Annotated in this window: 23 protein-coding genes and 2 pseudogenes; 21 read left to right on the forward strand and 4 right to left on the reverse strand. The window is 62.8% G+C overall.

Annotated elements, in window-relative coordinates:
* The first annotated feature begins 2 nt into the window (after positions 1 to 2).
* From C2U40_RS06650 to C2U40_RS06710, 13 genes are all read left to right on the forward strand, one after another.
* Complete coding sequence (locus tag C2U40_RS06650; protein WP_011705485.1) at positions 3 to 593, forward strand: cytochrome c3 family protein; 591 nt, start codon at positions 3 to 5, stop codon at positions 591 to 593.
* A gap of 262 nt (positions 594 to 855) precedes the next feature.
* Positions 856 to 1,362, forward strand: a complete 507-nt coding sequence (moaB, locus tag C2U40_RS06655; RefSeq protein ID WP_011705486.1) for a molybdenum cofactor biosynthesis protein B — start codon at positions 856 to 858, stop codon at positions 1,360 to 1,362.
* A 9-nt stretch (positions 1,363 to 1,371) separates the two neighbouring features.
* Positions 1,372 to 1,896 (forward strand): cyclic pyranopterin monophosphate synthase MoaC, encoded by a 525-nt coding sequence (moaC, locus tag C2U40_RS06660; RefSeq protein WP_011705487.1) that lies wholly within the window; start codon positions 1,372 to 1,374, stop codon positions 1,894 to 1,896.
* Positions 1,893 to 2,138, forward strand: coding sequence for a molybdopterin synthase sulfur carrier subunit (gene moaD / locus C2U40_RS06665; protein WP_077095555.1), 246 nt, complete (start codon positions 1,893 to 1,895; stop codon positions 2,136 to 2,138). The genes moaC and moaD overlap by 4 nt, the downstream gene beginning before the upstream one ends.
* A 2-nt stretch (positions 2,139 to 2,140) precedes the next feature.
* Positions 2,141 to 2,614, forward strand: coding sequence for a molybdopterin synthase catalytic subunit MoaE (moaE, locus tag C2U40_RS06670; protein ID WP_011705489.1), 474 nt, complete (start codon positions 2,141 to 2,143; stop codon positions 2,612 to 2,614).
* 103 nt (positions 2,615 to 2,717) lie between these two features.
* The gene (modA, locus tag C2U40_RS06675; RefSeq protein ID WP_103827935.1) at positions 2,718 to 3,446 is read left to right on the forward strand and encodes a molybdate ABC transporter substrate-binding protein; all 729 of its coding nucleotides are present in this window, start codon (positions 2,718 to 2,720) and stop codon (positions 3,444 to 3,446) included.
* Between the two features lie 223 nt (positions 3,447 to 3,669).
* Entirely contained in the window at positions 3,670 to 4,350 is a 681-nt protein-coding gene (gene modB / locus C2U40_RS06680) for a molybdate ABC transporter permease subunit (protein WP_016350259.1), read from the forward strand.
* Entirely contained in the window at positions 4,347 to 5,423 is a 1,077-nt protein-coding gene (gene modC, locus C2U40_RS06685) for a molybdenum ABC transporter ATP-binding protein (protein WP_103827936.1), read from the forward strand. Before modB ends, modC begins: the two co-directional genes overlap by 4 nt.
* A 64-nt stretch (positions 5,424 to 5,487) precedes the next feature.
* The gene (locus C2U40_RS06690; RefSeq protein WP_039213728.1) at positions 5,488 to 6,264 is read left to right on the forward strand and encodes an alpha/beta fold hydrolase; all 777 of its coding nucleotides are present in this window, start codon (positions 5,488 to 5,490) and stop codon (positions 6,262 to 6,264) included.
* A gap of 121 nt (positions 6,265 to 6,385) precedes the next feature.
* Positions 6,386 to 7,411, forward strand: a complete 1,026-nt coding sequence (gene parM, locus C2U40_RS06695) for a plasmid segregation protein ParM domain-containing protein (RefSeq protein ID WP_103827937.1) — start codon at positions 6,386 to 6,388, stop codon at positions 7,409 to 7,411.
* Positions 7,404 to 8,222 carry a hypothetical protein gene (locus C2U40_RS06700; RefSeq protein ID WP_233768826.1) on the forward strand — a complete coding sequence of 273 codons (819 nt, stop codon included), beginning with the start codon at positions 7,404 to 7,406 and terminating at the stop codon, positions 8,220 to 8,222. Before parM ends, C2U40_RS06700 begins: the two co-directional genes overlap by 8 nt.
* A 51-nt stretch (positions 8,223 to 8,273) precedes the next feature.
* Positions 8,274 to 8,549 carry a Bor family protein gene (locus C2U40_RS06705; RefSeq protein ID WP_233768840.1) on the forward strand — a complete coding sequence of 92 codons (276 nt, stop codon included), beginning with the start codon at positions 8,274 to 8,276 and terminating at the stop codon, positions 8,547 to 8,549.
* 173 nt (positions 8,550 to 8,722) lie between these two features.
* On the forward strand, positions 8,723 to 9,013 hold the full coding sequence (locus C2U40_RS06710; RefSeq protein WP_017410450.1) for a Bor family protein: 291 nt from the start codon (positions 8,723 to 8,725) through the stop codon (positions 9,011 to 9,013).
* A gap of 72 nt (positions 9,014 to 9,085) precedes the next feature.
* On the opposite strand, the gene C2U40_RS06715 is transcribed toward C2U40_RS06710, so the two are convergent.
* The 3 genes from C2U40_RS06715 to C2U40_RS06725 all read right to left on the reverse strand — a co-directional run bounded on the left by C2U40_RS06715 (position 9,086) and on the right by C2U40_RS06725 (position 11,723).
* Entirely contained in the window at positions 9,086 to 10,594 is a 1,509-nt protein-coding gene (locus C2U40_RS06715) for a helicase HerA-like domain-containing protein (RefSeq protein WP_103827939.1), read from the reverse strand.
* A 122-nt stretch (positions 10,595 to 10,716) separates the two neighbouring features.
* A complete protein-coding gene (locus C2U40_RS06720; protein WP_076361372.1) occupies positions 10,717 to 11,211 on the reverse strand; it encodes a DUF2062 domain-containing protein in 495 nt (164 codons plus the stop codon).
* A complete protein-coding gene (locus C2U40_RS06725; RefSeq protein ID WP_011706585.1) occupies positions 11,205 to 11,723 on the reverse strand; it encodes a DUF2062 domain-containing protein in 519 nt (172 codons plus the stop codon). The genes C2U40_RS06720 and C2U40_RS06725 overlap by 7 nt, the downstream gene beginning before the upstream one ends.
* On the opposite strand from C2U40_RS06725, the pseudogene C2U40_RS06730 reads away from it, so the two are divergent.
* Positions 11,661 to 13,345, forward strand: a pseudogene (locus C2U40_RS06730) (DNA internalization-related competence protein ComEC/Rec2); the annotation flags it as partial. The gene C2U40_RS06725 and the pseudogene C2U40_RS06730 overlap by 63 nt on opposite strands.
* Positions 13,346 to 13,349: 4 nt before the next feature.
* Here C2U40_RS06730 and C2U40_RS06735 read toward each other — a convergent pair.
* Positions 13,350 to 14,552 carry an ISL3-like element ISAeme19 family transposase gene (locus C2U40_RS06735; RefSeq protein WP_081000878.1) on the reverse strand — a complete coding sequence of 401 codons (1,203 nt, stop codon included), beginning with the start codon at positions 14,550 to 14,552 and terminating at the stop codon, positions 13,350 to 13,352.
* A gap of 99 nt (positions 14,553 to 14,651) precedes the next feature.
* On the opposite strand from C2U40_RS06735, the pseudogene C2U40_RS06740 reads away from it, so the two are divergent.
* From C2U40_RS06740 to uvrC, 7 genes and pseudogenes are all read left to right on the forward strand, one after another.
* A pseudogene (locus C2U40_RS06740) lies at positions 14,652 to 15,263 on the forward strand (ComEC/Rec2 family competence protein); the annotation flags it as partial.
* A gap of 264 nt (positions 15,264 to 15,527) precedes the next feature.
* On the forward strand, positions 15,528 to 17,297 hold the full coding sequence (msbA, locus tag C2U40_RS06745) for a lipid A ABC transporter ATP-binding protein/permease MsbA (RefSeq protein WP_011706583.1): 1,770 nt from the start codon (positions 15,528 to 15,530) through the stop codon (positions 17,295 to 17,297).
* A complete protein-coding gene (lpxK, locus tag C2U40_RS06750; RefSeq protein ID WP_103828975.1) occupies positions 17,297 to 18,298 on the forward strand; it encodes a tetraacyldisaccharide 4'-kinase in 1,002 nt (333 codons plus the stop codon). Before msbA ends, lpxK begins: the two co-directional genes overlap by 1 nt.
* Before the next feature lie 121 nt (positions 18,299 to 18,419).
* Positions 18,420 to 18,608 (forward strand): Trm112 family protein, encoded by a 189-nt coding sequence (locus C2U40_RS06755; RefSeq protein ID WP_011706581.1) that lies wholly within the window; start codon positions 18,420 to 18,422, stop codon positions 18,606 to 18,608.
* A complete protein-coding gene (kdsB, locus tag C2U40_RS06760) occupies positions 18,605 to 19,366 on the forward strand; it encodes a 3-deoxy-manno-octulosonate cytidylyltransferase (protein WP_039213717.1) in 762 nt (253 codons plus the stop codon). The genes C2U40_RS06755 and kdsB overlap by 4 nt, the downstream gene beginning before the upstream one ends.
* A 212-nt stretch (positions 19,367 to 19,578) precedes the next feature.
* Entirely contained in the window at positions 19,579 to 20,223 is a 645-nt protein-coding gene (gene uvrY, locus C2U40_RS06765) for a UvrY/SirA/GacA family response regulator transcription factor (protein WP_011706579.1), read from the forward strand.
* Positions 20,224 to 20,411: 188 nt separating this feature from the next.
* Complete coding sequence (gene uvrC, locus C2U40_RS06770) at positions 20,412 to 22,262, forward strand: excinuclease ABC subunit UvrC (protein WP_011706578.1); 1,851 nt, start codon at positions 20,412 to 20,414, stop codon at positions 22,260 to 22,262.
* Positions 22,263 to 22,502 lie beyond the last annotated feature (240 nt).

Here is a 22,502-nt window from a genome sequence, read left to right on the forward strand (position 1 = left end):
AGATGAAATTACCCGGTTTTGTGCAGCGTCTGTGGACCACCTTCAAGTCTCCCTCGAAGGCCGCCCTCTGGGTGCTGCTGTTGATGGGATTCTTCGGCGGGGTCATCTTCTGGGGCGGTTTCAACACCGCCATGGAAGCCTCCAACACCGAGAAGTTCTGTACCGGTTGCCACGAGATGAAGGACAACGTGTTCGTGGAGTACCGCGACACCATCCACTACGCCAACCGTTCCGGCGTGCGCGCCAGCTGCCCGGATTGCCACGTGCCGCATGAATGGACCTACAAGATCATTCGCAAGGTGCAGGCGTCCAAGGAGCTGTGGGGCATGCTGACCGGCAAGGTGGATACCCGCGAGAAGTTCGAGTCGCACCGGCGCGAGATGGCTGAGCGGGAGTGGAAGCGGATGAAGGACACGGATTCAAGGGAGTGTCGCAACTGCCATAACTTCGAGTACATGGACTTCTCCCTGCAAGGCAAACGGGGTGCCCAGATGCACTCCACCAGTCTGGCCAGCGGCGAGAGCACCTGTATCGATTGTCACAAGGGTATTGCTCACCAGCTGCCCGACATGACGGGCGTGAAGGGCTTCTAAACCCACCTGATGCAGGCCGGGTTCGCCCGGCCTGTTCATATTCCGCCCGGTCAGGGCAAAAGCGCCGCCGTGCGCCCTTTTAATCCCCCCTCTGGCGCGAGTTTTGGTAGAATCGGCCCGCCGTGAGTCGCAGCGCGTGACCGACTGGTCAAGGTTTGGTCCTGATGGACACGAGCCTCTCCTCGCAATCGAGCGCTGCCAGCCGGGATCCTGGCCACTTTTCTTCTCTTTGCTCACGGTCCTTTGCCATCAGGAGCTGCCCATGGGACAGAAAAACAACGCATTCATTCCCCTCAAGATCGCCGTGCTGACGGTCTCCGACAGCCGTACCGCCGCCGATGACAGTGCGGGCGACTATCTGGTTTCTGCCCTGACCGATGCCGGCCACGTGCTGGCCGACCGGGCGCTCTGCCCCGACAATCTGTTTCGGATCCGCGCTCAGGTGAGCGACTGGATCGCCGATGAAGGGGTGCAGGTAGTGCTCATCAACGGCGGCACCGGCTTCAACGAACAAAACCGGGTGCCCGAGGCAGTCGGCGTGCTGTTCGAGCGCACCGTGCAGGGCTTTGGCGAACTGTTCCGCCAGCTCTCCTTTGCCGAAATCAAGGGCTCCGCCATGCAGAGCCGCGCGCTGGCGGGGCTCGCCAATCGCACCCTGATCTGCTGCCTGCCGGGCTCCCCCGGCGCCTGCCAGCTGGGTTGGGAGAAGCTTGTCCAGGACCAGCTCGATGCCCGCACCAAGCCGTGCAACTTTGTCTCCCATCTTTGAGGGCCTTTGATGAACCCGACCGAACCCAAGCAGACTCAGCCCAATCTGACCCATCTCAACCAGAGCGGCGAAGCTCACATGGTGGATGTGACCGACAAGCAGGTGACCGAGCGTGAGGCTCGCGCCGAGGCATTTGTCACCATGGCCCCCGCTACCCTGGCCCTGATCCTGAGCGGTCAGCACCACAAGGGGGACGTGTTTGCCACCGCCCGCATCGCCGGCATCATGGCGGCCAAGAAGACTTCGGATCTCATTCCCCTCTGCCATCCGCTGGCCCTTACCCGGGTGGAGGTAGAGATAGAACCCCAGGCGGAGCAAAATAGGGTCCACATTCGCACCCTCTGCAAGCTGGCCGGCAAGACCGGGGTCGAGATGGAGGCACTGACCGCCGCCTCGGTGGCGGCGCTGACCATCTACGACATGTGCAAGGCGGTGCAAAAGGACATGGTGATCGAACAGGTGCGGCTGGTGGAGAAAAAGGGCGGCAAGTCCGGCCATTTTCAGCTGGGAGTGACTGACGGAGAGCAAGCATGATCAAGGTACTCTTTTTTGCCCAGGTAAAAGAGCTGGTGGCCTGCGACGAGCTGAGCCTGCCGTGCGACTACGCGAGTGCCGAGCAGTTGCGAAGCGCCTTGAGCGAGCGCGGCGACAAGTGGGCGCTGGCGCTGGAGGCGGGCAAGCTGCTGGTGGCGGTCAACCAGACCCTGGTGCCGCTGGATACGCCTCTCCATGATGGCGATGAGGTCGCCTTCTTCCCGCCGGTGACCGGAGGTTAAGGATGAGCGAGGCAACCATGACCGATCGCATTCTGGTGCAGCGGGATGACTTCTCGCTGGCCGACGAATATGCCCGCCTCGCCGCCCGGCAGGACACCGGCGCCGTGGTCAGCTTTGTCGGCAAGGTACGCGACTTCAATCAGGGGGAGCAGGTGAAGGGGCTGGCCCTCGAGCACTATCCCGGCATGACCGAGAAGGCGCTGACGGACATAGTGGCCGAGGCCCGCAGCCGCTGGCCCCTGCAGGAGTGCACCCTGATCCACCGCATCGGCGAGCTGCTGCTCGGCGATCAGATCGTGCTGGTGGTGGTGAGCAGTGCCCACCGCGAGGCGGCCTTCGAAGCCTGCCACTTCATCATGGATTTCTTGAAAACCCGGGCGCCGTTCTGGAAAAAAGAGCTGACCGCCGAAGGGGTACAACGCTGGGTCGAGGCCAAGGAGAGCGACAACACTGCCGCCGCCCGCTGGCAAGCTTGACCTGTTCAAGGGGGCTGGCTCATCGGGAGCCGCGGCCCCTGTTTTCGGGGCCGCCCCCTTGGCTGGGGATTCATAAAAGTGGCCCCAGTCAGGAGGTAAAGGAATGAAACCGCTGTTATCCGTTGTCATCGCCGGGGTCTGCGCCAGTGCGCTGCAGGCAGGTGCCGTGCAGGCCGACGAGGTCAAGGTGGCCGTGGCCGCCAACTTCAAGGGCACCATAGAGCGCATCGGCAAGGAGTTCACCGCCAAGACCGGCCACACCCTGGCCATCTCCTCCGCCGCGACCGGGGTGCTCTACACCCAGATCAGCCACGGCGCCCCGTTCGATCTCTTCCTCTCCGCCGATGTGAAAACCCCGCAGAAGCTGGAGCAGGAGGGCAAGGGCAGCGAGCGTTTCACCTATGCCATCGGCCAGCTGGGCTTGTGGAAGAAGGGCGGGCCTGCTCCTGACGAGGCAACCCTGCGCAGCTGGAAGGGCAATCTCGCCATCGCCAACCCGAAAACCGCTCCCTACGGCACCGCCGCCATGGCAACCCTCGACCATCTCAAGATCGATCCCAAGCAGTACCGCCTGCTGACCGGCACCAACATCGGCCAGACCTGGCAGTTCGTCGACACCGGCAACGCCGAGCTGGGCTTCGTCGCCTGGGCCAACCTGGTGGAAGCGGGCAAGACCGGTGAAGCCTGGGCCGTGCCGGCCGACTTCTATCCGCCCATCGAACAGCAGGGGCTGATATTGAAGAAAGGGGCGGCAGTCGAGGCGCTGGTGGCCTGGCTCAAGGGGCCGGGTCAGGTAGAGATCAAAGCGGCGGGTTATGCGCTGCCCCACTGATGGCGCAACCACACACCTGCCTGATGAGTGGCCGGCCCTCGGGTCGGCCCACTTTTGCCATAAGGATGCGCACCATGCCGTTGCCTGAACTGACCCGGGAGGTGGGCGATGAGTATTGAAAGAGATCTGCTGGCAATGACTCGTTTAACTCGGGAGCAGCGCTACCGGGAGTGCGGCTTATTCGCCGTGTCTGGTGCTGGATCTGGCGTTGGGAGTGAGTCCGATGAGTGAAGGGGATCTGCTGGCGGTCTGGCTCACCCTGAGACTGGCAGCCAGCACCACCGCCATCCTGCTGCTGCTCTCGCCGCCGTTGGCCTGGTGGCTGTCGCGCAGTCAGCACAGGCTCAGACCCGTGGTGGAGGCCCTGGTGGCGCTGCCGCTGGTGCTGCCGCCAACGGTGCTCGGTTTCTATCTGTTGCTGGCCTTCTCCCCCTCCTATGGCCTGGGCGCCTGGTGGCGCGACACCTTCGGGGCGCCGCTCGCGTTCAGTTTTACCGGCCTGCTGCTGGCTTCCATCCTCTACTCGCTCCCTTTCGTGGTGCAGCCGCTCACCTCCGCCTTCGTCAACATGGGCAACAAGGAGCTGGAGGCCGCCGCCACTCTGGGGCTCGGGCCGGTGGAGCGCTTCTTTCACATCATCTTGCCAATGACGCTGCCCAGCTTCGTGATGGCGGCGGCGCTCGGTTTTGCCCACACCCTGGGGGAGTTCGGGGTGGTGCTGATGATTGGCGGCAATATCCCCGGCGAAACCCAGGTGCTCTCCATCGCCCTGTTTGATCACGTTGAAACGATGGACTATCAAAATGCCCACCTGCTGGCGGGCGGCCTGATGGGCTTCTCGCTGGTGATGCTGGTGCTGGTGTACGGGGTGCTGCAGCGCCGGCAACGGAGGCTGTTCGGATGAGCGACACCCGCAAGGCGCAACCTTTGCTGCTCAAGGCGAAGCGGGCGTTTGGCGCCTTTACCCTCGACTGTGAACTGGCCCTGGAGCTGGGGGGCATCCTCGGTCTGTTTGGCCCCTCCGGCTGCGGCAAGAGCAGCCTGCTGCGCATCATCGCCGGGCTGGACAGGGTGCCGGACGACAAGCTGAACTGGCAGGGCAGGGCGCTGAGCGAGCTTCTGCCCGAGGCGCGCCGCATCGGGCTGGTGTTTCAGGATTCGCGTCTCTTCCCCCATCTGAGCGTGCTCGGCAACCTGCAACTGGCGGCCCGCAAGGGGCGAGGGCGCTGGCAACCCGAGGCGCTGGCGACCCGGCTCGGCTTTGCCGAACTGCTGCCCCAGCCGGCCCACGGCCTCTCTGGCGGCCAGCGCCAGCGGGTGGCATTGGCCCGGGCCCTGTTGGCCGAGCCCGATCTGCTGCTGCTGGATGAACCTTTTTCTGCGCTGGACAGGCGCAGCCGCATCCACCAGGCCCACGTGCTCAAGGGCTTGCAGCAGGAGAGCGGCATTCCGATGATCTTCGTCAGCCACGCCATGGAGGAGGTGAGCCTGCTCTGCGATCAGCTGGTGCTGCTGGCGGATGGCCGGGTGGAGGCGCAAGGCCGGCCGAGCGAGATCTTCGCCCGCACCGACTTGTCGCTCGCCAGTCGCGACGACGCCGGGGTGATGCTGGCGGCGACCCTCTCTCACTACGATGACGACGAGCAGATGGCGACCCTGCAGCTCGGCGAGCAGCAGCTGCGGGTCACCATGACCCAGGTGCCGGACGATGGTGGCCCCCTGCAAATAAAGGTGGCCGGGCGGGACGTGGTGATTGCCACCGCCCCCATCGAACACTCCAGTCTCTCCAACTGCCTCACCACCCGATTGCTGGCCGAACGTGAAGTGCGCCCCGGTCAGACCCTGTTGCAGTTGGCGCTGGGTCAGCAGATACTGCTGGCCCGAATCACCAGCCGCTCCGCCAGACGGCTGGCACTCGCCCCGAACCAGCAGATCTACGCCTACATCAAGGCGGTGAGCCTGGTCAGCGAGGGTTGAGTGGATTGCAGAAGAGGCAGAAAATCAGGATGGTTCAGCGGATGAGTCGAGAGGCAATGAACTGATGCGCCGCAATCAGGTGATGAAATCCAACGGTCTTGCCCTGCGCAGCGCGGGGGAGGGCCCCTTGTTGTTGCTGCTGCACGGGCTGGGCTCCTCCAGCCTCGACTGGCAGGCGCAGATCGAACGCTTTTCCGAGCACTACCGGGTGGTGGCGCTGGATCTGCGCGGCCACGGACAGAGCATGCAGGAGGGGCCGTTCGATGTGACGACCCTGGCGGCGGACGTGGTGAACTGGCTGGACGAACAGCCTGAGCCCGCCTGGGTGGTGGGATTGTCATTGGGGGCCATGGTGGCGCTGGAGCTGGCACTGCAACTGCCCCACAAGGTGCAGGGGCTGGTGCTGGTCAACGGCTTCAGCGAATTTCTGCTGGAGACGCCAAAAGAGCAGGAGCGCTTTGCCCAGCGCCTCAAGTGGCTGCGCTGGTTCGGCCTGCGGCCGCTCGCCTGGTGGCTTGGCCGCGAGCTCTTTCCCGGCCCCGACCTTGCCCAGGTGCGTCACACCTTCCGGCTGCGTTTCGTGCGCAACAAGAAGAAAACCTACAAGGCGCTGCTGGAGGCACTGCCCGGCTGGTCGGTGCGCGCCCGGCTCGGCAACATCTGGCAACCGGTGGCCATCATCTCCACCAGTCACGACTATCTGCCGCTCGCCAAGCGGGTGGAGCAGTTCGCCTCCCTGCCCAACGCCACCATCCACACCCCCAACGGCCACCATGCTTGGCCGGCGGAAGATCCCTCCGGCTTCAATCATTTGCTTCACCGGATTTTAGAAACTCATTAAACTGGTCGCCCTTTTATCCCGTGTATGTATTGGTCCGATCGCCTTGCCACGCAAAAAGGCAAGGCAATCGGACCCATTTTGCTCTATCAACAGGTATTTCCTCATGTCTGAAGTAATGAAAATGGCCATCGATGATGGTTCAACCAACGTCAAGGTGAGCTGGATTGAGAACAAGGTGCTCAAGACCATCATCTCTCCCAACTCCTTTCGCAAGGACTGGAAGAGCGCCGCCTTGCGCAAGGACAAGAAGATCTACAACTACGAGATAGGCAACACCAAGTACACCTATGACGCCACTTCCGATAAGTCGCTGGCGACCACCCACGTGGAGTATCAGTACGATGATCTGAACCTGCTCTCCGTGCATCACGCCCTGCTGCAGACCGGCGTGACCCCCTGTGATGTGGCCATCACCGTGACCCTGCCCATCACCGAGTTCTACAACCCGGACGATTGTCAGCGCAACGAGGATAAGATCGAGAAGAAGCGCCGCAACCTGATGCGGGCCATCTCCCTCAACAAGGGGGAACTGTTCAACATCGTCAGCGTGGAAGTGATGCCGGAGAGCCTGCCTGCGGCGCTCTCCCGTCTGATCGGTTCGGGCTGCAACGAGTTTACCAAGACCCTGGTGATCGATTGTGGCGGTACCACCCTCGATATGGGGATCATCGTCGGTGAGTTTGACGATGTCTCCGATGTCTATGGCAACAACGAGATTGGTGTGTCCATGGTGACCGATGCCGTGCGCAAGGCACTGGCGGCGGCGGACAGCGATTCCAGTTATCTGGTGGCCAACGAGTTCATCAAGCGTCGCCACGACACGAGCTTCGTGCGCGATGTGGTGAACGACGAGAGCCAGATCCCCAAGATCCTCGAGAAGATGCAGAACAAGATTGACGAACTGGGCTCCCAGGTAGCGCATGAAGCCAAGAAGTTTGCCAAGAACCCGAACCGTGTTTACTTGGTTGGGGGCGGGGCGTCGCTTATCCACGAAGCAATCAAGAACGCCTACCCGACTCTGGGTGACAGGGTCGAACTGCTGGACGATGCCCAGTCAGCCCTGGCTCGCGAGATCTGCCTCTACACCACCGAAGAAGAGGAAGTGTACCGCGAAGCAGCCGTGATGGCCGAGGTTGGTGATGAGTAGTCAACTCAAGCGCATGACCTTCTCCATCTATATGGATCCGGGTGCGCTGGAGTCTGATCGTTACGCGGTCGGGGTATTGCAGAACTGGTACCAACGGGCCCGCAAGATCCAGGATGGCAGCGAGGAGTTCGACTTCTCCAAGAGTCGTTTCCACAAGGATATCTATCTCTCCGGCATGTTCATGTATGTGCTGGCGCCCAACCTCTGCAAGGCCATTGCCAATGCGCTGGGTCCCGAGCAGGTAAGCATGACCACCTTGCGTCATGCCTTTGCCAGTTGTGGCTTCAACCTGGGAGAGGGGGGGGCATCGGCGCAACCTGCTGCCGATCTCATGATCGAGCAGATAGTGGCCAGATTATCCCCCCGGCTTGGCCAGGGTGATACCGGCGGGCTGGTGGATGAAATCGTTCAGCGTCTGGGTCAGCAAGCCGCCGTGTCCTCTTCGGACAGTCTGGTCGAAGAGATCGTCAGCCGGCTTGGGGAGCAGCAGCCCACCGAGCTGTGGGATGAGTTGCGGCAGGGAATGCCGGCTCCTCTCGACCATGAACAGCTGGCCGAGGCGATCGCGGGCAAGCTGCCATCTTCTGCCGGCGAGCAGGATCTGGCGCCGCTGCAGAGCAGCATTCAACAGCTCTCTCGTCAATTGGAAGAGCAGTCGCGGCTTATTCGTGAGCAGCATCGGCTGATCCAGCGTCTGGCCAGTGCCCCTGGTCGCCAAATGACGGCCGCGGGGGACACCGAGCCGCTGGTGCAAGATCTCTCCAACCAGGTGGCCAACATGAAAAAGGTCAAGGCCAAAGGGATCTTCTAAGGCTTCCTACTGACCATCGCCAGAGTAAGAGAGATGAAAAAAATAGTATGGATGGCGTGCGGCGCCTTGCTGTTGTCGGGGTGTGCCCAGCAAACCTTTTTCGTGCACGAGGGTAACCCGGGTCAGCCAACCCGAGAAGTGAGCCATGATTTCGTACTGGCGGGGATTGGCCAGAGTGAGATGGTTGATGCAGCTCTGGCCTGCCATGATGATCCGCAGAAAGTGGTACGAGTAGAAATGCAACAGAGCCCGCAGGACACTTTGATGGCCGTCTTGACGTTGGGAATATATACCCCGAGGACGGCTCGGGTTTATTGCAGACTGTGATTTTTGTACTGACATTATAAAGTCTCAAATAAAGCCTTGTTGCCCTTTCTGGATTTTGATAATGTGCGCGCACTCAGGAGTGCTTCTTTATTTATATCATTGATAATTAACGGAAATGTTTCTTTGTGTGGCACCGGCATAGCCGGGAAAATAATGTTGTCAGGGATAATAAAATGAAAAAAATGGTATTGACTGCAGCCGTTGCAATGATGATGGCGGGCTGTGCTCAGCAAGGTTTTACCGTGCATTCCGGTAATGCAGTGAAACCCACCAAAGAAGTGACCCACCACTTCTTCATCTCCGGCCTGGGTCAGAGCAAAACCATCGATGCCGCCGCCGTTTGCAACGGTGCCGACAAGGTAGTGCGTGTTGAAGCGCAGCATACCTTCCTCAATGGCCTGCTGGGGGCAGTGACCTTCGGTGTTTACACCCCGCGCGAGGCGCGTGTTTACTGCGCTGGTTAATCCCCGCCGTACGCATGTTGCAAAAAGCCGACCTCATGGGTCGGCTTTTTTGTTGGGTGTATTACGGCTGTGTCAGCGGCGGCGTTTGCCGCCCCCCAGCAGAGAGCCAAGAACGCCGCGTACCAGCTGGCGACCCACCTCGCTGCCGATGGTGCGGGCCACGCTCTTGGCAGCGGTCTGCACCACGCCGTCGTGCTGGCCGCCACGGGGGCCGGTGCGGCCAAACAGGATACCATTGAGAGCATCGAGCAAGCCGCCTTCCCTGTTGGATGACGGCTCACTGCCTTGCTCGCCAGTGGTTGTCTCCTTGCCGCCGTTGAGCCGCTCGAAAGCCGACTCGCGATCCTCCGGCGTCTCGTAGCGGCCGTGCAGCAGGGAGCCCTGAATGAGCGCCTGCCGCTCGGCGTCGCTCAAGGGGCCGATGCGGCTGGCTGGCGGGGCGATGAAGGCGCGCTCCACCATGCTGGGCCGCCCTTTCTCGTCGAGCAGAGAGACCAGCGCCTCGCCGACACCGAGTTCGGTGATGACGCCGGCGGCATCGAAGGCGGGGTTGGCCCGCAGGGTGTTGGCGGCGATCCGCACCGCCTTCTGATCGCTCGGGGTAAAGGCGCGCAGGGCGTGCTGCACCCGGTTGCCAAGCTGCCCCAGCACGCTGTCGGGGATGTCGGCTGGGCTCTGGGTCACGAAGTAGACGCCCACCCCCTTTGAGCGGATGAGCCGCACCACCAGTTCGATCTTCTCCAGCAGCGCCTTGGGCGCGTCGTTGAACAGCAGGTGCGCCTCGTCGAAGAAGAACACCAGCACCGGCTTGTCGGGATCCCCCACCTCCGGCAACTGCTCGAACAGCTCGGAGAGCAGCCAGAGCAGGAAGCAGGCATAGAGCCGGCTGGATTGGGTCAGCTTGCTGGCGGCCAGTACATTGATATGACCGTGGCCAGCCTCATCGGTCTGCAACAGGTCCTGAATGTCCAGCATGGGTTCGCCGAAGAAGTGATCGCCGCCCGCACTCTCCAGGGTGAGCAGGTTGCGCAGGATGGCGCCGATGGAGGCGGTGGAGACGTTGCCGTAACGGGTGGTGAGCGATTTGGCGTTGTCACCGGCAAACTGCACCATGGCGCGCAGGTCCTTGAGATCGAGCAGCAGCAGCCCCTCGTCGTCCGCCACCTTGAACACCAGCTCCAGTACCCCGCTCTGGGTATCGTTGAGGCCGAGCAGGCGGGCGAGCAGCAGGGGGCCCATGTCGGAGACGGTGGCCCGCACCGGGTGGCCCTGTTCGGCAAACAGATCCCAGAACAGAGTGGGGCTGGCGGCAAAGGCGGGGGCCGCAATGCCGAGCTGGGCCAGCCTGGCGTCCAGCTTGGCCGAGCCCGCCCCGGCGGCGCCCAGTCCGCTCAGATCCCCCTTCACGTCGGCCAGAAAGACTGGCACGCCGAGGCGGGAGAACCCCTCCGCCAGCACCTGCAGGGTGACGGTCTTGCCGGTACCGGTGGCGCCGGTGATGAGGCCGTGGCGATTGGCCATGGCTGGCAGCAGAGAGAGAGGATGACCATTGGCATGGGCCAGCGTGAGCGGTTCGGCCATGGTGGGCTCCTTGTGGCAAATGGGGGACGAAAAACAACGGGTTACAAGGAGTGTGGTAGCGGGGCCAGGGGATGGCAAGGCAGTGCCTCGTCAGCGCGCCAGAGGCTGACGAGGCGGGGGGATCAGCGGGGGCGGACCAGCTTGCCGAGGCGCAACAGCAACAGGGTGAGGAGGCCGCCGGTGGCGGCGGTCAGCACCGCCAGCAGCAGGCTGCCGAGCAGGAAGGGGGGCACCAGGGTGGCCGCCTCGTGCTCCAGCCAGTGCAGGGTCCAGCTGAGGTGGAACGGCTCCGGCGTCTTGTGCAGCACCAGACAACCGGTGCGATAGGCATAGAGGTACATGAAGGGCAGGGTCAGCGGGTTGTTGAACCAGACCGCCAGCAGTGCCAGCGGCAGGTTGAGGCTGAACGCCAGCGCCAGCCCGACCGCGATGAGTGAATGCATGGGGATGGGAAACCAGCAGGCGAAGATGCCCGCCGCCACCGCCCCGCTCAGGGCGCGCGGCCCTCCTTGCCAGAGGGCGGGTGCGAGCAGGCGCTCGCCAAACAGGGAGAACCACTTCTGCTGGCGCAGGGTATCGGGGTCAATCTTGAAGCGGGCAAACCAGCGATTCAGCATGCGCGTGCCACCTTGCGTTTCTGCCACTGACGCACGGTGCTGATGCGCCAGCAGGTACGAATGAGGGCGTAGCCGATAAGGGAGCTGAGCAGGGCGAGCACCAGGGAACCCAGCAGCAGCGGCGGTGCCACGGTCTCGAACACCGACACCAGCCAGGCCCAGGTGAACTCGATCTCGATGTGCTGGGAGGATTGCCCCAGCAGCTGGCAGCCGGTCAGATAGGCGCCGTAGAACAGTGGCGGCATGGTAAAGGGGTTGGAGAGCCAGACCAGGGCTACCGAGAGCGGCAGATTGACCCGGCAGGCGATGGCGCCGCCGGCCGCCAGCAACATCTGGCAGGGGAGCGGCACCCAGGCCATGAACAGCCCCACCGCGAAGGCACCGGCCGCCGAGCGCCGATTGAGGTGCCACAGGTTGGCATCCAGCAGCAGCTTGCCAAACAGCCGCAAGTGCTTGTGTTCCTTGAGTGTCGCCGGATCAGGCAGCCAGCGTTGTATGAGTCGTTTGGGCATATTGAAACCTTGCTAAATACTTGCACCATGGATCTGCGTCTGTTGTCGTTTGCCCTCGGGGCAAGCTCCTCACTGCTTTGGCCATGGTTGCCTTCATGGGAATGGGGTGGCCTGATGCTGCTGCTCGCGTTCCCCCTGGCCGGTTACCGCTGCTGGCGGCTGCTGTTTCTGCTGTGCGGCATCCTCTGGATGCAGGGGAGTTTGCACTACCGGCTTGCCTGGCTGGATCAGCTCGGCAAAAAAACGAGCCACATCATAACCGCACAGCTGCAAAGTGCAGAACCCGAGGGCGATAAATTTATCCGGCTGGTGCTGCGGGTGAACAGGCTCGACGAGCAGGCGCTCACTCCGGCGCCGCTGGTGCGCATCAATGCCTACCAGGCGCTGCCCGCCATGACGGCAGGTAGTCGCCTCACTCTGGTGGTCTCTCTCAAACCGGCCCACGGCCTGGCCAACGAGGCGGGGATGGATGGGCGGCGCCTGCTGCTCGGCAAGGGGATCACCGCCACCGGCAACCTGCGCCGGGTGATCCAGATTGAGCCGGCGCAGACGGGGCTGCGCGAGCGCTGGCTGGCCCGGGCCGCCGCCAGCTGGCAGGATCTGAGCCAGGGCCCGCTGCTGGCGGCGCTCACCTTCGGCGAACAGGGCGGTATCACGGATGAGCAGTGGAGCTTGTTTCGAGGCAGCGGGCTGACCCACATCATCGCCATCTCGGGACAGCATATCGCGCTGGTGGCGGTGCTCGGCTGGTGGCTGGGGCGGCTGTTCGGGTTGCGGGGGGCGACTCTGGTTGCCCTGTTGTTTGCCGCCCTCTACAGCTGGCTGGCCGGTTTTGCGGTGGCCACCGAACGGGCCCTCATCATGGTGCTGGTGTGGAGCCTGCTGCGCTGGCGACGGCGGGAGTGGCCGGCCCATCGCATCTGGTTGTGGGCCTTCGTGGTGCTCACGTTCTGGGATCCCTTCGCCCTCTACTCGGCCGGATTCTGGCTCTCCTTCCTGGCGGTGGCTCTGCTGTTGGTGGCGAGCCTGCTGGAGGCCAAACCCGGGCTCATTCGCCTGCAGGGCTTGTTGCTGCTGGGGCTGCTGCCACTGCAACTGGCGCTGTTCGAGGGAATGCCCCGCTGTCGCTGCTGCTCAATCTGCTGGCATTGCCGATCTTTTGCATCGGCATCATACCGCTGGCGCTCATCGGGGTGCTGCTGGCGCCGCTGTCGGGGGAGCTGGCCCACCTGCTGTTCTGGCTGGCGGATGTCGGCCTGCAGTGGGTGTTGTGGGCATTGGCCCGGCTGGCCAGCCAGTGGCAGCTCTGGTGGCCGGTGCCGGGCTGGGTACTGCCGTTCACGGCGCTGCTGACCCTGCTCTGGTGCGCCTGGCATGTGCCGGGCGGCCGTCCGCTGCTGTTGCCGGGGGGAGTGGCTCTGCTGCTGGCGGCCTGGCCGGCGCCGACCCACTGGCAACTGAGGGTGCTGGACGTGGGGCAGGGGCTGGCGGTACTGATCACCCGGGGTGAGCGTGGCATCCTCTTCGACACCGGCGATCGCTACCCGGGCGGCTACAACATGGCGGATGCCGTAATCCTGCCGCTGCTCAACCGGCTCGATGTGCGGGTGCTGGATTATTTGAGGTTCATCGCGGCTTTCCGGGGAAGGCCGCCTTGATTTTCAGAAAAAAGTATTCTGAGTCCCTAAATCCATATGCCATACGCTTTATCACTTTGATCTTGTTGTTCACCCCTTCCAGCACACTCGTGTGCATCGGGTAGTTTGCACTCGCCAGGATCCCCCGCATATATTTCGATAAATTTCGACCAAATCGTTGCAGCGGCGCTAGCCCGCTTTCCTTCACCTGCCGCATCCAGCTCCGCCATCGTCGCCATCCTTCCCACACGCTCGGCGCATACCAGATGCCCTTCAACCCCTCTTTCAGCACGTACACCATCGCCAGCGGTTGATTCGCCGCCAACAGCTCCTGCAACTTCACATCCTGTTTTTCACTCAACTTCGCCCGATTACGTAGCAGCAACCAACGCGCACTTTTGACCACTTTTCGCGCCGGTTTATCGCTTTTCAGTGCATTCGCCTGCTCCACTCGCACCCGGTCCACCACCTCTCGGCCATAGCGAGCCACCACGTGGAACAGGTCGTAGACCACCTCCGCCTGCGGGCAGTGTTGCTTCACCTCCAGGTCGAACGCCGTGTTCATGTCCATCGCCACCGCTTCAATCTGCTGGCATCGCTCGCCGAGCTGCTCGAAGAAGGGACGGATAGCGGCCCGGCTGTTGCCGTGCCCCACCCACAGGACGCGGGTTCGCTCGGCATCCATGATCACGGTGGCATAGCGGTGTCCCTTGTGCAGGGCAAACTCATCCATCACCAGCCGCCGCACCTCCCCAAGTTCGATGGTGCCCACACTGGTCTGCAAACGGCGCTTGTCGATCTCCTTGATGGTGTGCCAACCGACCCCGGTGAGCTGGCTGACATGGCGGATGGGGAGGTACTGAACGAGCGCTTCAATCCAGCACTGCATGCGCCGGGTGAGGCGGGAGCCAGAGGGGAGCCAGTCGATATGTTCACTGACGCGACCACAGCGCAGACAGTCGACGCGGCGAACAGGCAGTTGTAACCAGACTTGTCGGTCAAATAGGTCTCGCTCACGCACCCGGCGGATACGTTGGTCGTGGATCAATGGCGTGGGTTGCAGGCATCGGCGACAACGGGGCAAGAAGTCGGCGCGAGGCTCAAGGGTAAACAGGGTGTGATGGTTGGCAGAAAGCGCTTGGGCGATGACGGTATAACCTGGCCAGAAGGAGGCAATATCAATATGATGCACGGCGACAGCAGGGTGATGGTGGTGGTGTGTTTGGAGACAGCCAGTTTACCAGCACCCTGTCTGTCAACTTCCACTTCCCCAAGATCCCGCGAAGAACCTTATTTGATCATTAGTCACAAGGACCGGGATCACGCCGGCAATCGGCGCGCCATCCTGCAGGCTCTGCCGGTACGCCATGAGCTCTCGTCATTCGACTTTGGCCGCTTCACGGCCCTGTGCCGGCGTGGCCAGCAGTGGCGCTGGCAGGGGCTCGAGATGGCGGTGCTCTGGCCGCAGCAACCGGGGCGCGGTCACAACAACGACGGCTGTGTGCTGCAGATCCGCGACGGGGAGCGGCGCATCCTGCTCAGTGCCGATATCGAGCGACAGGCAGAGCAGCGGTTGCTGGCGCTGGAAGGGGAGGGGCTTGCCAGCACCCTGCTGGTGAGCCCTCACCACGGCAGCCGCACCTCCTCCACGGCGCCCTTCGTGGCGGCGGTGGCCCCCCGCTATGTGGTGCACAGCGCCGGCTTCATGAACCAGTGGGGCTTTCCCCGCCCCGAGGTGGTGGCCCGCTACCAGGAGGCGCAGCAATGGGTCACCGGGCTGGACGGAGAAATTCTGGTCGAGCCTGCGCCGGGTGGGCTGCGGATCCGGGCCGAACGGGAGCAGGGCCCCTGGTTTCGCCGCCATGGTGACTGGTGGCGGCCTGCATTCTGGCCTGATCGCTGAGCGTAAACCCGGCTTTGGCTGGGATAACGGCCGTCATTTCCTCTTTTGGCGAGGGACATGCGCTGGCGATGCTTGGTGTAATCCTGCGCTTTGGCTGGGATAACGACCGTGATTTCCCGCCTTAGTGATGCGCACCGCTTGGTGTAATCCTGCGCTTTGGCTGGGATAACGACCGTCATTTCCCGCCTTGGTGATGGGCACCGCTTGGTGTAATCCTGCGCTTTGGCTAGAATAGCCCGTCATTTCCCTTATTAACGGCTATTCATGCAACAAGAAACCTCACAAGACAGCTGGCCTGTCTTCAAGCGTCTGCTCGGCTATGTCCGTGACCGCAAGCTTGGCCTGATCGGCGGCATCATCGGCATGCTGGGCTACGCCGCCGTGGATACCACCTTCGTCTATTCCATCAAGCCGCTGATCGACCAGGGGATCAACGGCAACGATCCGACCGTGCTCAAGTGGATGCCCTTCTTCGTTCTGGGTATCGTGGCCCTGCGCGGCGTCGCCAACTTCCTCTCCAACTACTGCATGGCCTGGGTCGGCAACCACGTGGTGATGCGTCTGCAGCAGCAGGTGTTCAATCACATGGTGGCGATGCCGATGAGCTTCTTCGACCGCCAGAACACCGGTCACCTGCTCTCCAAGGTGACCTATGACGCCAGCCAAGTCTCCTCGGCTGCCAGTACCACTCTGGTCACCCTGGTGCGGGAAGGGGCGACCGTGATCGGCCTGCTCGGCCTGATGTTCTGGCACTCCTGGCAGCTGTCGGTGATCTTCCTGGTGGTGGGGCCCGTGGTGGGTATCATCATCGGCCTCATCAGCCGTCGCTTCCGTCAGATCAGCCGCCACATCCAGCAGGCGGTGGGTGACATCACCACCTCCACCGAGCAGATGCTCAAGGGGCACAAAGAGGTGCTGATGTTCGGTGGCCAGAAGGTGGAGGAGAAGCGCTTCTTCAAGGTCAGCAACAACATGCGCCAGCAGACCATGAAGATGGTCGCCGCCGATGCCATCGGCAGTCCGGTGGTGCAGATGGTTGCCTCCATCGCGCTGGCGGCCTTCCTCTATGTGGCCACCATCGACAGCGTGCGCAGCGAGCTGACTGCCGGTACTTTCACCGTCATGATCACCTCCATGATGATGCTGCTCAAGCCGCTGAAAAGCCTGACCGACGTCAACAACCAGTTCCAGCGCGCCATTACTGCGTGCCACAGCCTGTTCGGCCTGCTCGACACCGAGCCGGAGCAGGATACCGGTACCCGTACCCTGGAGCGCGCCCGCGGCGAGATCGAGTTTCGCAACGTCACCTTCACCTACCCGACCAAGGACACCCCGGCGCTGCACAACGTCAGCTTCAAGGTGGAGGCGGGCAAATCGGTGGCGCTGGTGGGGCGGTCCGGCTCCGGCAAGAGCACCATCGCCAGCCTGTTGACCCGCTTCTACGACATCGAACAGGGGGAGATCCTGCTGGACGGTGTCAATATCCGCGATTACCGCCTGAGCGAGCTGCGCAAGCAGTACGCGCTGGTCTCCCAGCATGTCCACCTGTTCAACGACACGGTGGCGAGCAACATCGCCTACGCCGCGGAAGAGAAATACAGCCTCGACGAGATCAAGCAAGCGGCCCGCATCGCCCACGCCGACGAGTTCGTCAGCAAGATGAGCAACGGTTATGACACCGTGGTCGGCGAGAACGGCGCGTCGCTCTCCGGTGGTCAGCGTCAGCGTATCGCCATCGCCCGCGCCCTGCTGCGCGATGCGCCCGTGCTGCTGCTGGACGAGGCCACCTCGGCGCTGGATACCGAATCCGAGCGCCACATCCAGGCGGCCATCGACGAGCTGTGCAAGGCGCGCACCTCGCTGGTGATCGCTCACCGCCTCTCCACCATCGAGAAGGCGGACGAGATCCTGGTGATCGATGAAGGCCATATCGTCGAGCGCGGCAACCACGCGGCGCTGATGGCTCAGCAGGGCACCTATGCCCAGCTGCGCGCCATCCAGTTCGGCCATGCCACCGCAGGTGGCAACGCCTGATGCTGGAGCGGCTCTGGTATGCAAAGAGTGGCTGGCGCTGGTTGCTGGCCCCCTTTGCCCTGCTGTTCGCCGTCATCAGCGGCACTCGCCGCTACGCCTATCGCCACGGCTGGCGCAAGGGCTATCGTGCCTCTTTGCCGGTCATCGTCGTGGGCAATATCTCGGTGGGGGGCAACGGCAAGACCCCGGTAGTGGTCTGGCTGGTGGAGCAATTGCAGGCCCGCGGCTATCGCCCCGGGGTGGTGAGCCGCGGCTATGGCGGCAAGGCGCCCCATTACCCGTACCGGCTCGATGCCGCCAGCACCACGGCGCAGGCGGGGGATGAACCGGTACTGATTGCCCGGCGCTGTGGCTGCCCGGTGGTGGTGGCGCCCAGGCGGGCCGATGCGGTGCGTCTACTGGAGCAGAGCGGCGAAGTGGACATCATCATCACCGACGACGGCCTGCAGCACTATGCGCTGGCCCGCGACATCGAGCTGGTGGTGGTGGATGGCGCCCGCCGTTTCGGCAACGCCTGCCTGCTGCCCATGGGGCCGCTGCGCGAGCCGGTCACCCGGCTCAAGCGGGTGGACGCCATCATCTGCAACGGCGGCGAGCCGGGGCGGGGAGAGTACCCCATGCAACTGGTGGCCGACGCTCCCCGCCGGGTGTGCGACGAGGCCCCGCTGGCCACGCCGTTGGTCGGTCCGGTCGACGCGCTGGCGGGGATTGGTCATCCGCCCCGTTTCTTCGCCACCCTCGAGGGGCTCGGTTACCAGCTGGATCAGCGGGTGGCTTACGGGGATCACCACCCCTTCGATCGGGTCGAGCTGGTGGGCCGTTTTGCCGGCAAGCCGCTGCTGATGACCGAGAAGGATGCGGTCAAGTGCCGCTCTTTTGCCCTCGACAACTGGTGGTATCTGCCGGTCAGCGCCGAGTTGCCCGCCTCCCTGCTCGATACCCTGCTGCACAAGCTGGGGGCAAACGGGAAGGGGCAAGGCGCAACCAAGGCACAAGGTTAATCTCTCTCGCCCGCGTGGGGGGGAAGGGGCTTATCATGCCCCGCATGGCATATCTGGTTGCTCGACATCCATCGCCGGCGTGATGAAACAGCCGGCGCGACATCGTTGAAGGAGTATCGTTTTGGCTTTGGACATCAAGTTGCTCGACATCATTGCCTGCCCGGTCTGCAAGGGCAAGCTGCACTACAACAAGGCCGTGCATGAGCTGGTCTGCCGGTTCGACAAGCTGGCCTATCCGCTGGAGGAGGGGATCCCGGTGCTGCTGGAGAACCGCGCCCGTCCGCTCAGCAGCGACGAGCTGTCGTCATGAGCTTCGTCGTCGTCATTCCTGCCCGCTACGCCTCCACCCGGCTGCCGGGCAAGCCGCTGGCCGACATCCACGGCAAGCCCATGGTGCAGCACGTGGTGGAAAAGGCTCTGCAGTCGGGCGCCGATCGGGTGATTGTCGCCACCGATGACGAGCGGGTGCAGCAGGCACTGGCCGCCTGCGCCGGGCAGGCGGGTTTCGAGGTGTGCATGACCTCTAAGGATCACCAGTCCGGTACCGAGCGGCTGGCCGAGGTGTGCCGTCACTACGGCTTTGCCGCCGATACCATAGTGGTCAACGTGCAGGGAGATGAGCCGCTCATTCCGCCGGTCATCATCCGTCAGGTGGCGGACAACCTGGCAGCTGCCACAGCGCCCATGGCCACCCTGTCGGTGCCGATCCAGGACGCCGAGGAGGTGTTCAACCCGAATGCCGTCAAGGTGGTGACCGACCAGGAGGGCTATGCGCTCTACTTCAGTCGCGCCTCCATTCCGTGGGATCGGGATCGCTTTGCCGCGAATCGCGAGCAGATTGGCGATCACTACCAGCGCCACATCGGCATCTACGCCTATCGCGCCGGCTTCATCCAGCGTTATGTGGACTGGGCGCCGAGCGCGCTCGAGCAGATCGAGGCGCTGGAGCAGCTGCGGGTGCTCTGGTATGGGGAGAAGATCCACGTGGCCCAGGCGCTCGAGGCGCCGCCGGTCGGGGTGGATACCCAGGCCGATCTGGACAAGGTGCGCGCGCTGCTGGCGAACTGATGCCGACAACAGCAAAAATGACTCTGAACGGTGCCTGTGGGCGCCGTTTTTTGTGTTTAATATTTATATAATTATTTGATTCAAAACACCATTTATGAGCACTTTCAAACTTTTCCCGGCCATGGTTTGCCAAATCAGCGAGTTTGGTTATGATGCAAGACGCCGTGTTAACCCTAACTGGCATATAACGAGATAAAAAACGGGGTGTTTGGGTGATTAATGTATTCCTGGTCGATGATCATGAGTTGGTGCGTACAGGGATAAGACGCATTCTGGAAGATGTCCGCGGGATCAAGGTGGTGGGCGAGGCGCAGAGCGGGGAAACCGCAGTCACTTTCTGTCGTCAGCACCATCCCGACGTGATCCTGATGGACATGAACATGCCGGGCATCGGCGGCCTGGAGGCGACCCGCAAGATCCTGCGGATCCGGCCCGATGTGCGCATCATAGTGCTGACCATTCATTCAGAAAATCCGTTCCCGACCAAGGTGATGCAGGCGGGTGCCGCCGGCTATCTCACCAAGGGGGCCGCGCCGGACGAGATGATCCACGCCATTCGCCTGGTCCACTCCGGTCAGCGTTACATCTCCCCGGAGATCGCCCAGCAGATGGCCCTGAGCCAGTTTGCCTCGGCCGACGAGAACCCCTTCAAGTCCCTCTCCGAGCGCGAGCTGCAGATCATGATGATGATCACCAAGGGGCAGAAGGTGACCGATATTTCCGAACAGCTCAACCTGAGCCCGAAGACGGTCAACAGCTACCGCTACCGGCTGTTCAGCAAGCTCAACATCAATGGCGATGTGGAGCTGACCCATCTGGCCATTCGCTATGGCATGCTGGATGCCGACACCCTGTAACGGGCGGCGTGTAGCCATCAAAGGCGGCCTGTGCCGCCTTTTTGCTTTTTGCCGGCCTGGCGCAGTATGCTCTGTGCCGTCTTCTGCTTTCATCCGTTGAGCCGAGTTGCCGATGAGCCTCTCTTTCGATCTTCCGTTTGCCGCGATCCCCCAGATCCAGCACCTCGATCCCCGTTGCCGGAGCCAGCATGACCTCGTCTGAACCTCTCTTCGACAGCAAGGCGTTTCTCAGTGCCGTCACCCACCAGAGCGGCGTCTACCGCATGTATGACAGCGGCGGCACCGTCATCTACGTGGGCAAGGCCAAGGATCTGAAAAAACGGCTTGCCTCTTACTTTCGGGCCAACGTCGACAGCATCAAGACCCGCACCCTGGTGCGCCAGATCGCCGACGTGCAGGTGACGGTCACCCACACAGAGACCGAGGCGCTGATCCTCGAGCACAACCTCATCAAGCAGTACCAGCCCCGCTACAACGTGCTGCTGCGCGACGACAAATCCTACCCCTGGATCATCATCACCGCGCACCAGCACCCGCGCATCGGCGTCCATCGCGGTGCCCGCAAGGTGAAGGGGGAGTACTTCGGCCCGTACCCCTCCGGCGGTGCGGTGCGCGAGAGCCTGCACCTGATGCAGAAGATCTTCCCGGTGCGCCAGTGCGAGGATGCGGTCTATGCCAACCGCAGCCGCCCGTGCTTGCTCTACCAGCTCAAGCGCTGTGCCGGCCCTTGCGTGGCTGGGCTGGTGAGCGAAGCCGAGTATGCCCAGCAGGTGGAGCTGGCCAAGCTGTTTCTGGCGGGCAAGAACCAGCAGGTGATCGGCGAACTGGTGGGCAAGATGGAGTCCGCCAGCGGCGATCTGCGTTTCGAGGAGGCGGCCCGCTACCGGGATCAGATCCAGGCGCTGCGCCGGGTGACCGAACAGCAGTCGGTAAGCGGCAACGTGCTGGACGAGCTCGACGTGGTGGGGGTGGCTTTCGAGCAGGGGACTGCCTGCATCCACGTGCTTTTCATCCGCCAGGGCAAGGTGCTGGGCTCGCGCAGCTACTTCCCGAAAGTGCCGGCCGATACCCAGCTTGACGAAGTGGTGCAATCCTTCCTGCTGCAGTTCTATCTGTCGGGGCAGGGGGGGCGGCAGATCCCGAGCGAGGTGCTGCTGGACGTGGCGCTCGAAGACGAGAACGTCATCGCCGAGACCCTGAGCCAGACCGCCGGCTACAAGGTGCGGGTGGTGAGCCGTACTCGCGCCGAGCGGGCTCGCTTCATCAAGCTTGCCTCCATCAACGCCCAGACCGCGCTGCGCTCGCGGCTCGCCCACAAGAGCACCACCACCGCCCGCTACGACCAGCTGGAGGAGCTGCTGGAGCTGGAGCGCCCCATCGCCCGCATGGAGTGCTTCGATATCTCCCACACCATGGGTGAGCGCACCGTGGCCTCCTGCGTGGTGTTCAACCGGGAGGGACCGCTCTCATCGGAATATCGGCGCTTCAACATCGACGGCATCACCGGCGGCGATGACTATGCCGCCATGGAGCAGGCGCTGGAGCGGCGTTTTGGCAAGCAGCAGGAGCCGGACAAGGTGCCGGACGTGCTGTTTATCGACGGCGGTCTCGGCCAGTTGCGTCGCGCCGAGGAGATCCTGGCCCGCCAGCTGGAGTTTCTGGGGGGCAAATATCCGCTGCTGGTGGGCATCGCCAAGGGGGTGACCCGCAAGGCGGGGCTGGAGACCCTGATCCTGGGGGAGAGTCACGAAGAGCTGCATTTGCCGGCAGATATGCCCGCCTTGCACCTGATTCAGCACATCCGCGATGAATCCCACCGTTTTGCCATCACCGGCCACCGCGCGAGACGGGCGAAAGCCCGCACCACCAGTACCCTGGAGGACATTCCGGGGGTGGGGCCGAAACGGCGGCAGGCGCTGCTCAAGTACCTGGGCGGCCTGCAGGAGGTGAAGAAAGCCGGGGTGGAGGAGCTCGCCAAGGTACCCGGCATCAGCCAGGAGCTGGCCCAGTCCATCCACGACGCCCTGCACTCGCTCTAGCCATTGGTAGCCGAGAAGGGGTGAATGCGCCTCCATGTCGCCCCGGGTATCGGCAAGGGGCGAATTGAGTCACATCATTCACCCTGGGTTCATTCACTTCGGGGATCCCGGCACACAAGAGCCGTGACGCAGGGGGCCCGTAAATGCCATAATGGCCCGCATCCTGAGGTTGTTGATGGATTCATAGACCAAGGCGGGCGCCTGTCCGGTTGCATCCGTGATCGGCTTGGGGCTACCATG

It is taken from the genome of Aeromonas sp. ASNIH4, from assembly GCF_002934425.1.
Classification (GTDB): Bacteria; Pseudomonadota; Gammaproteobacteria; order Enterobacterales; family Aeromonadaceae; genus Aeromonas; species Aeromonas hydrophila.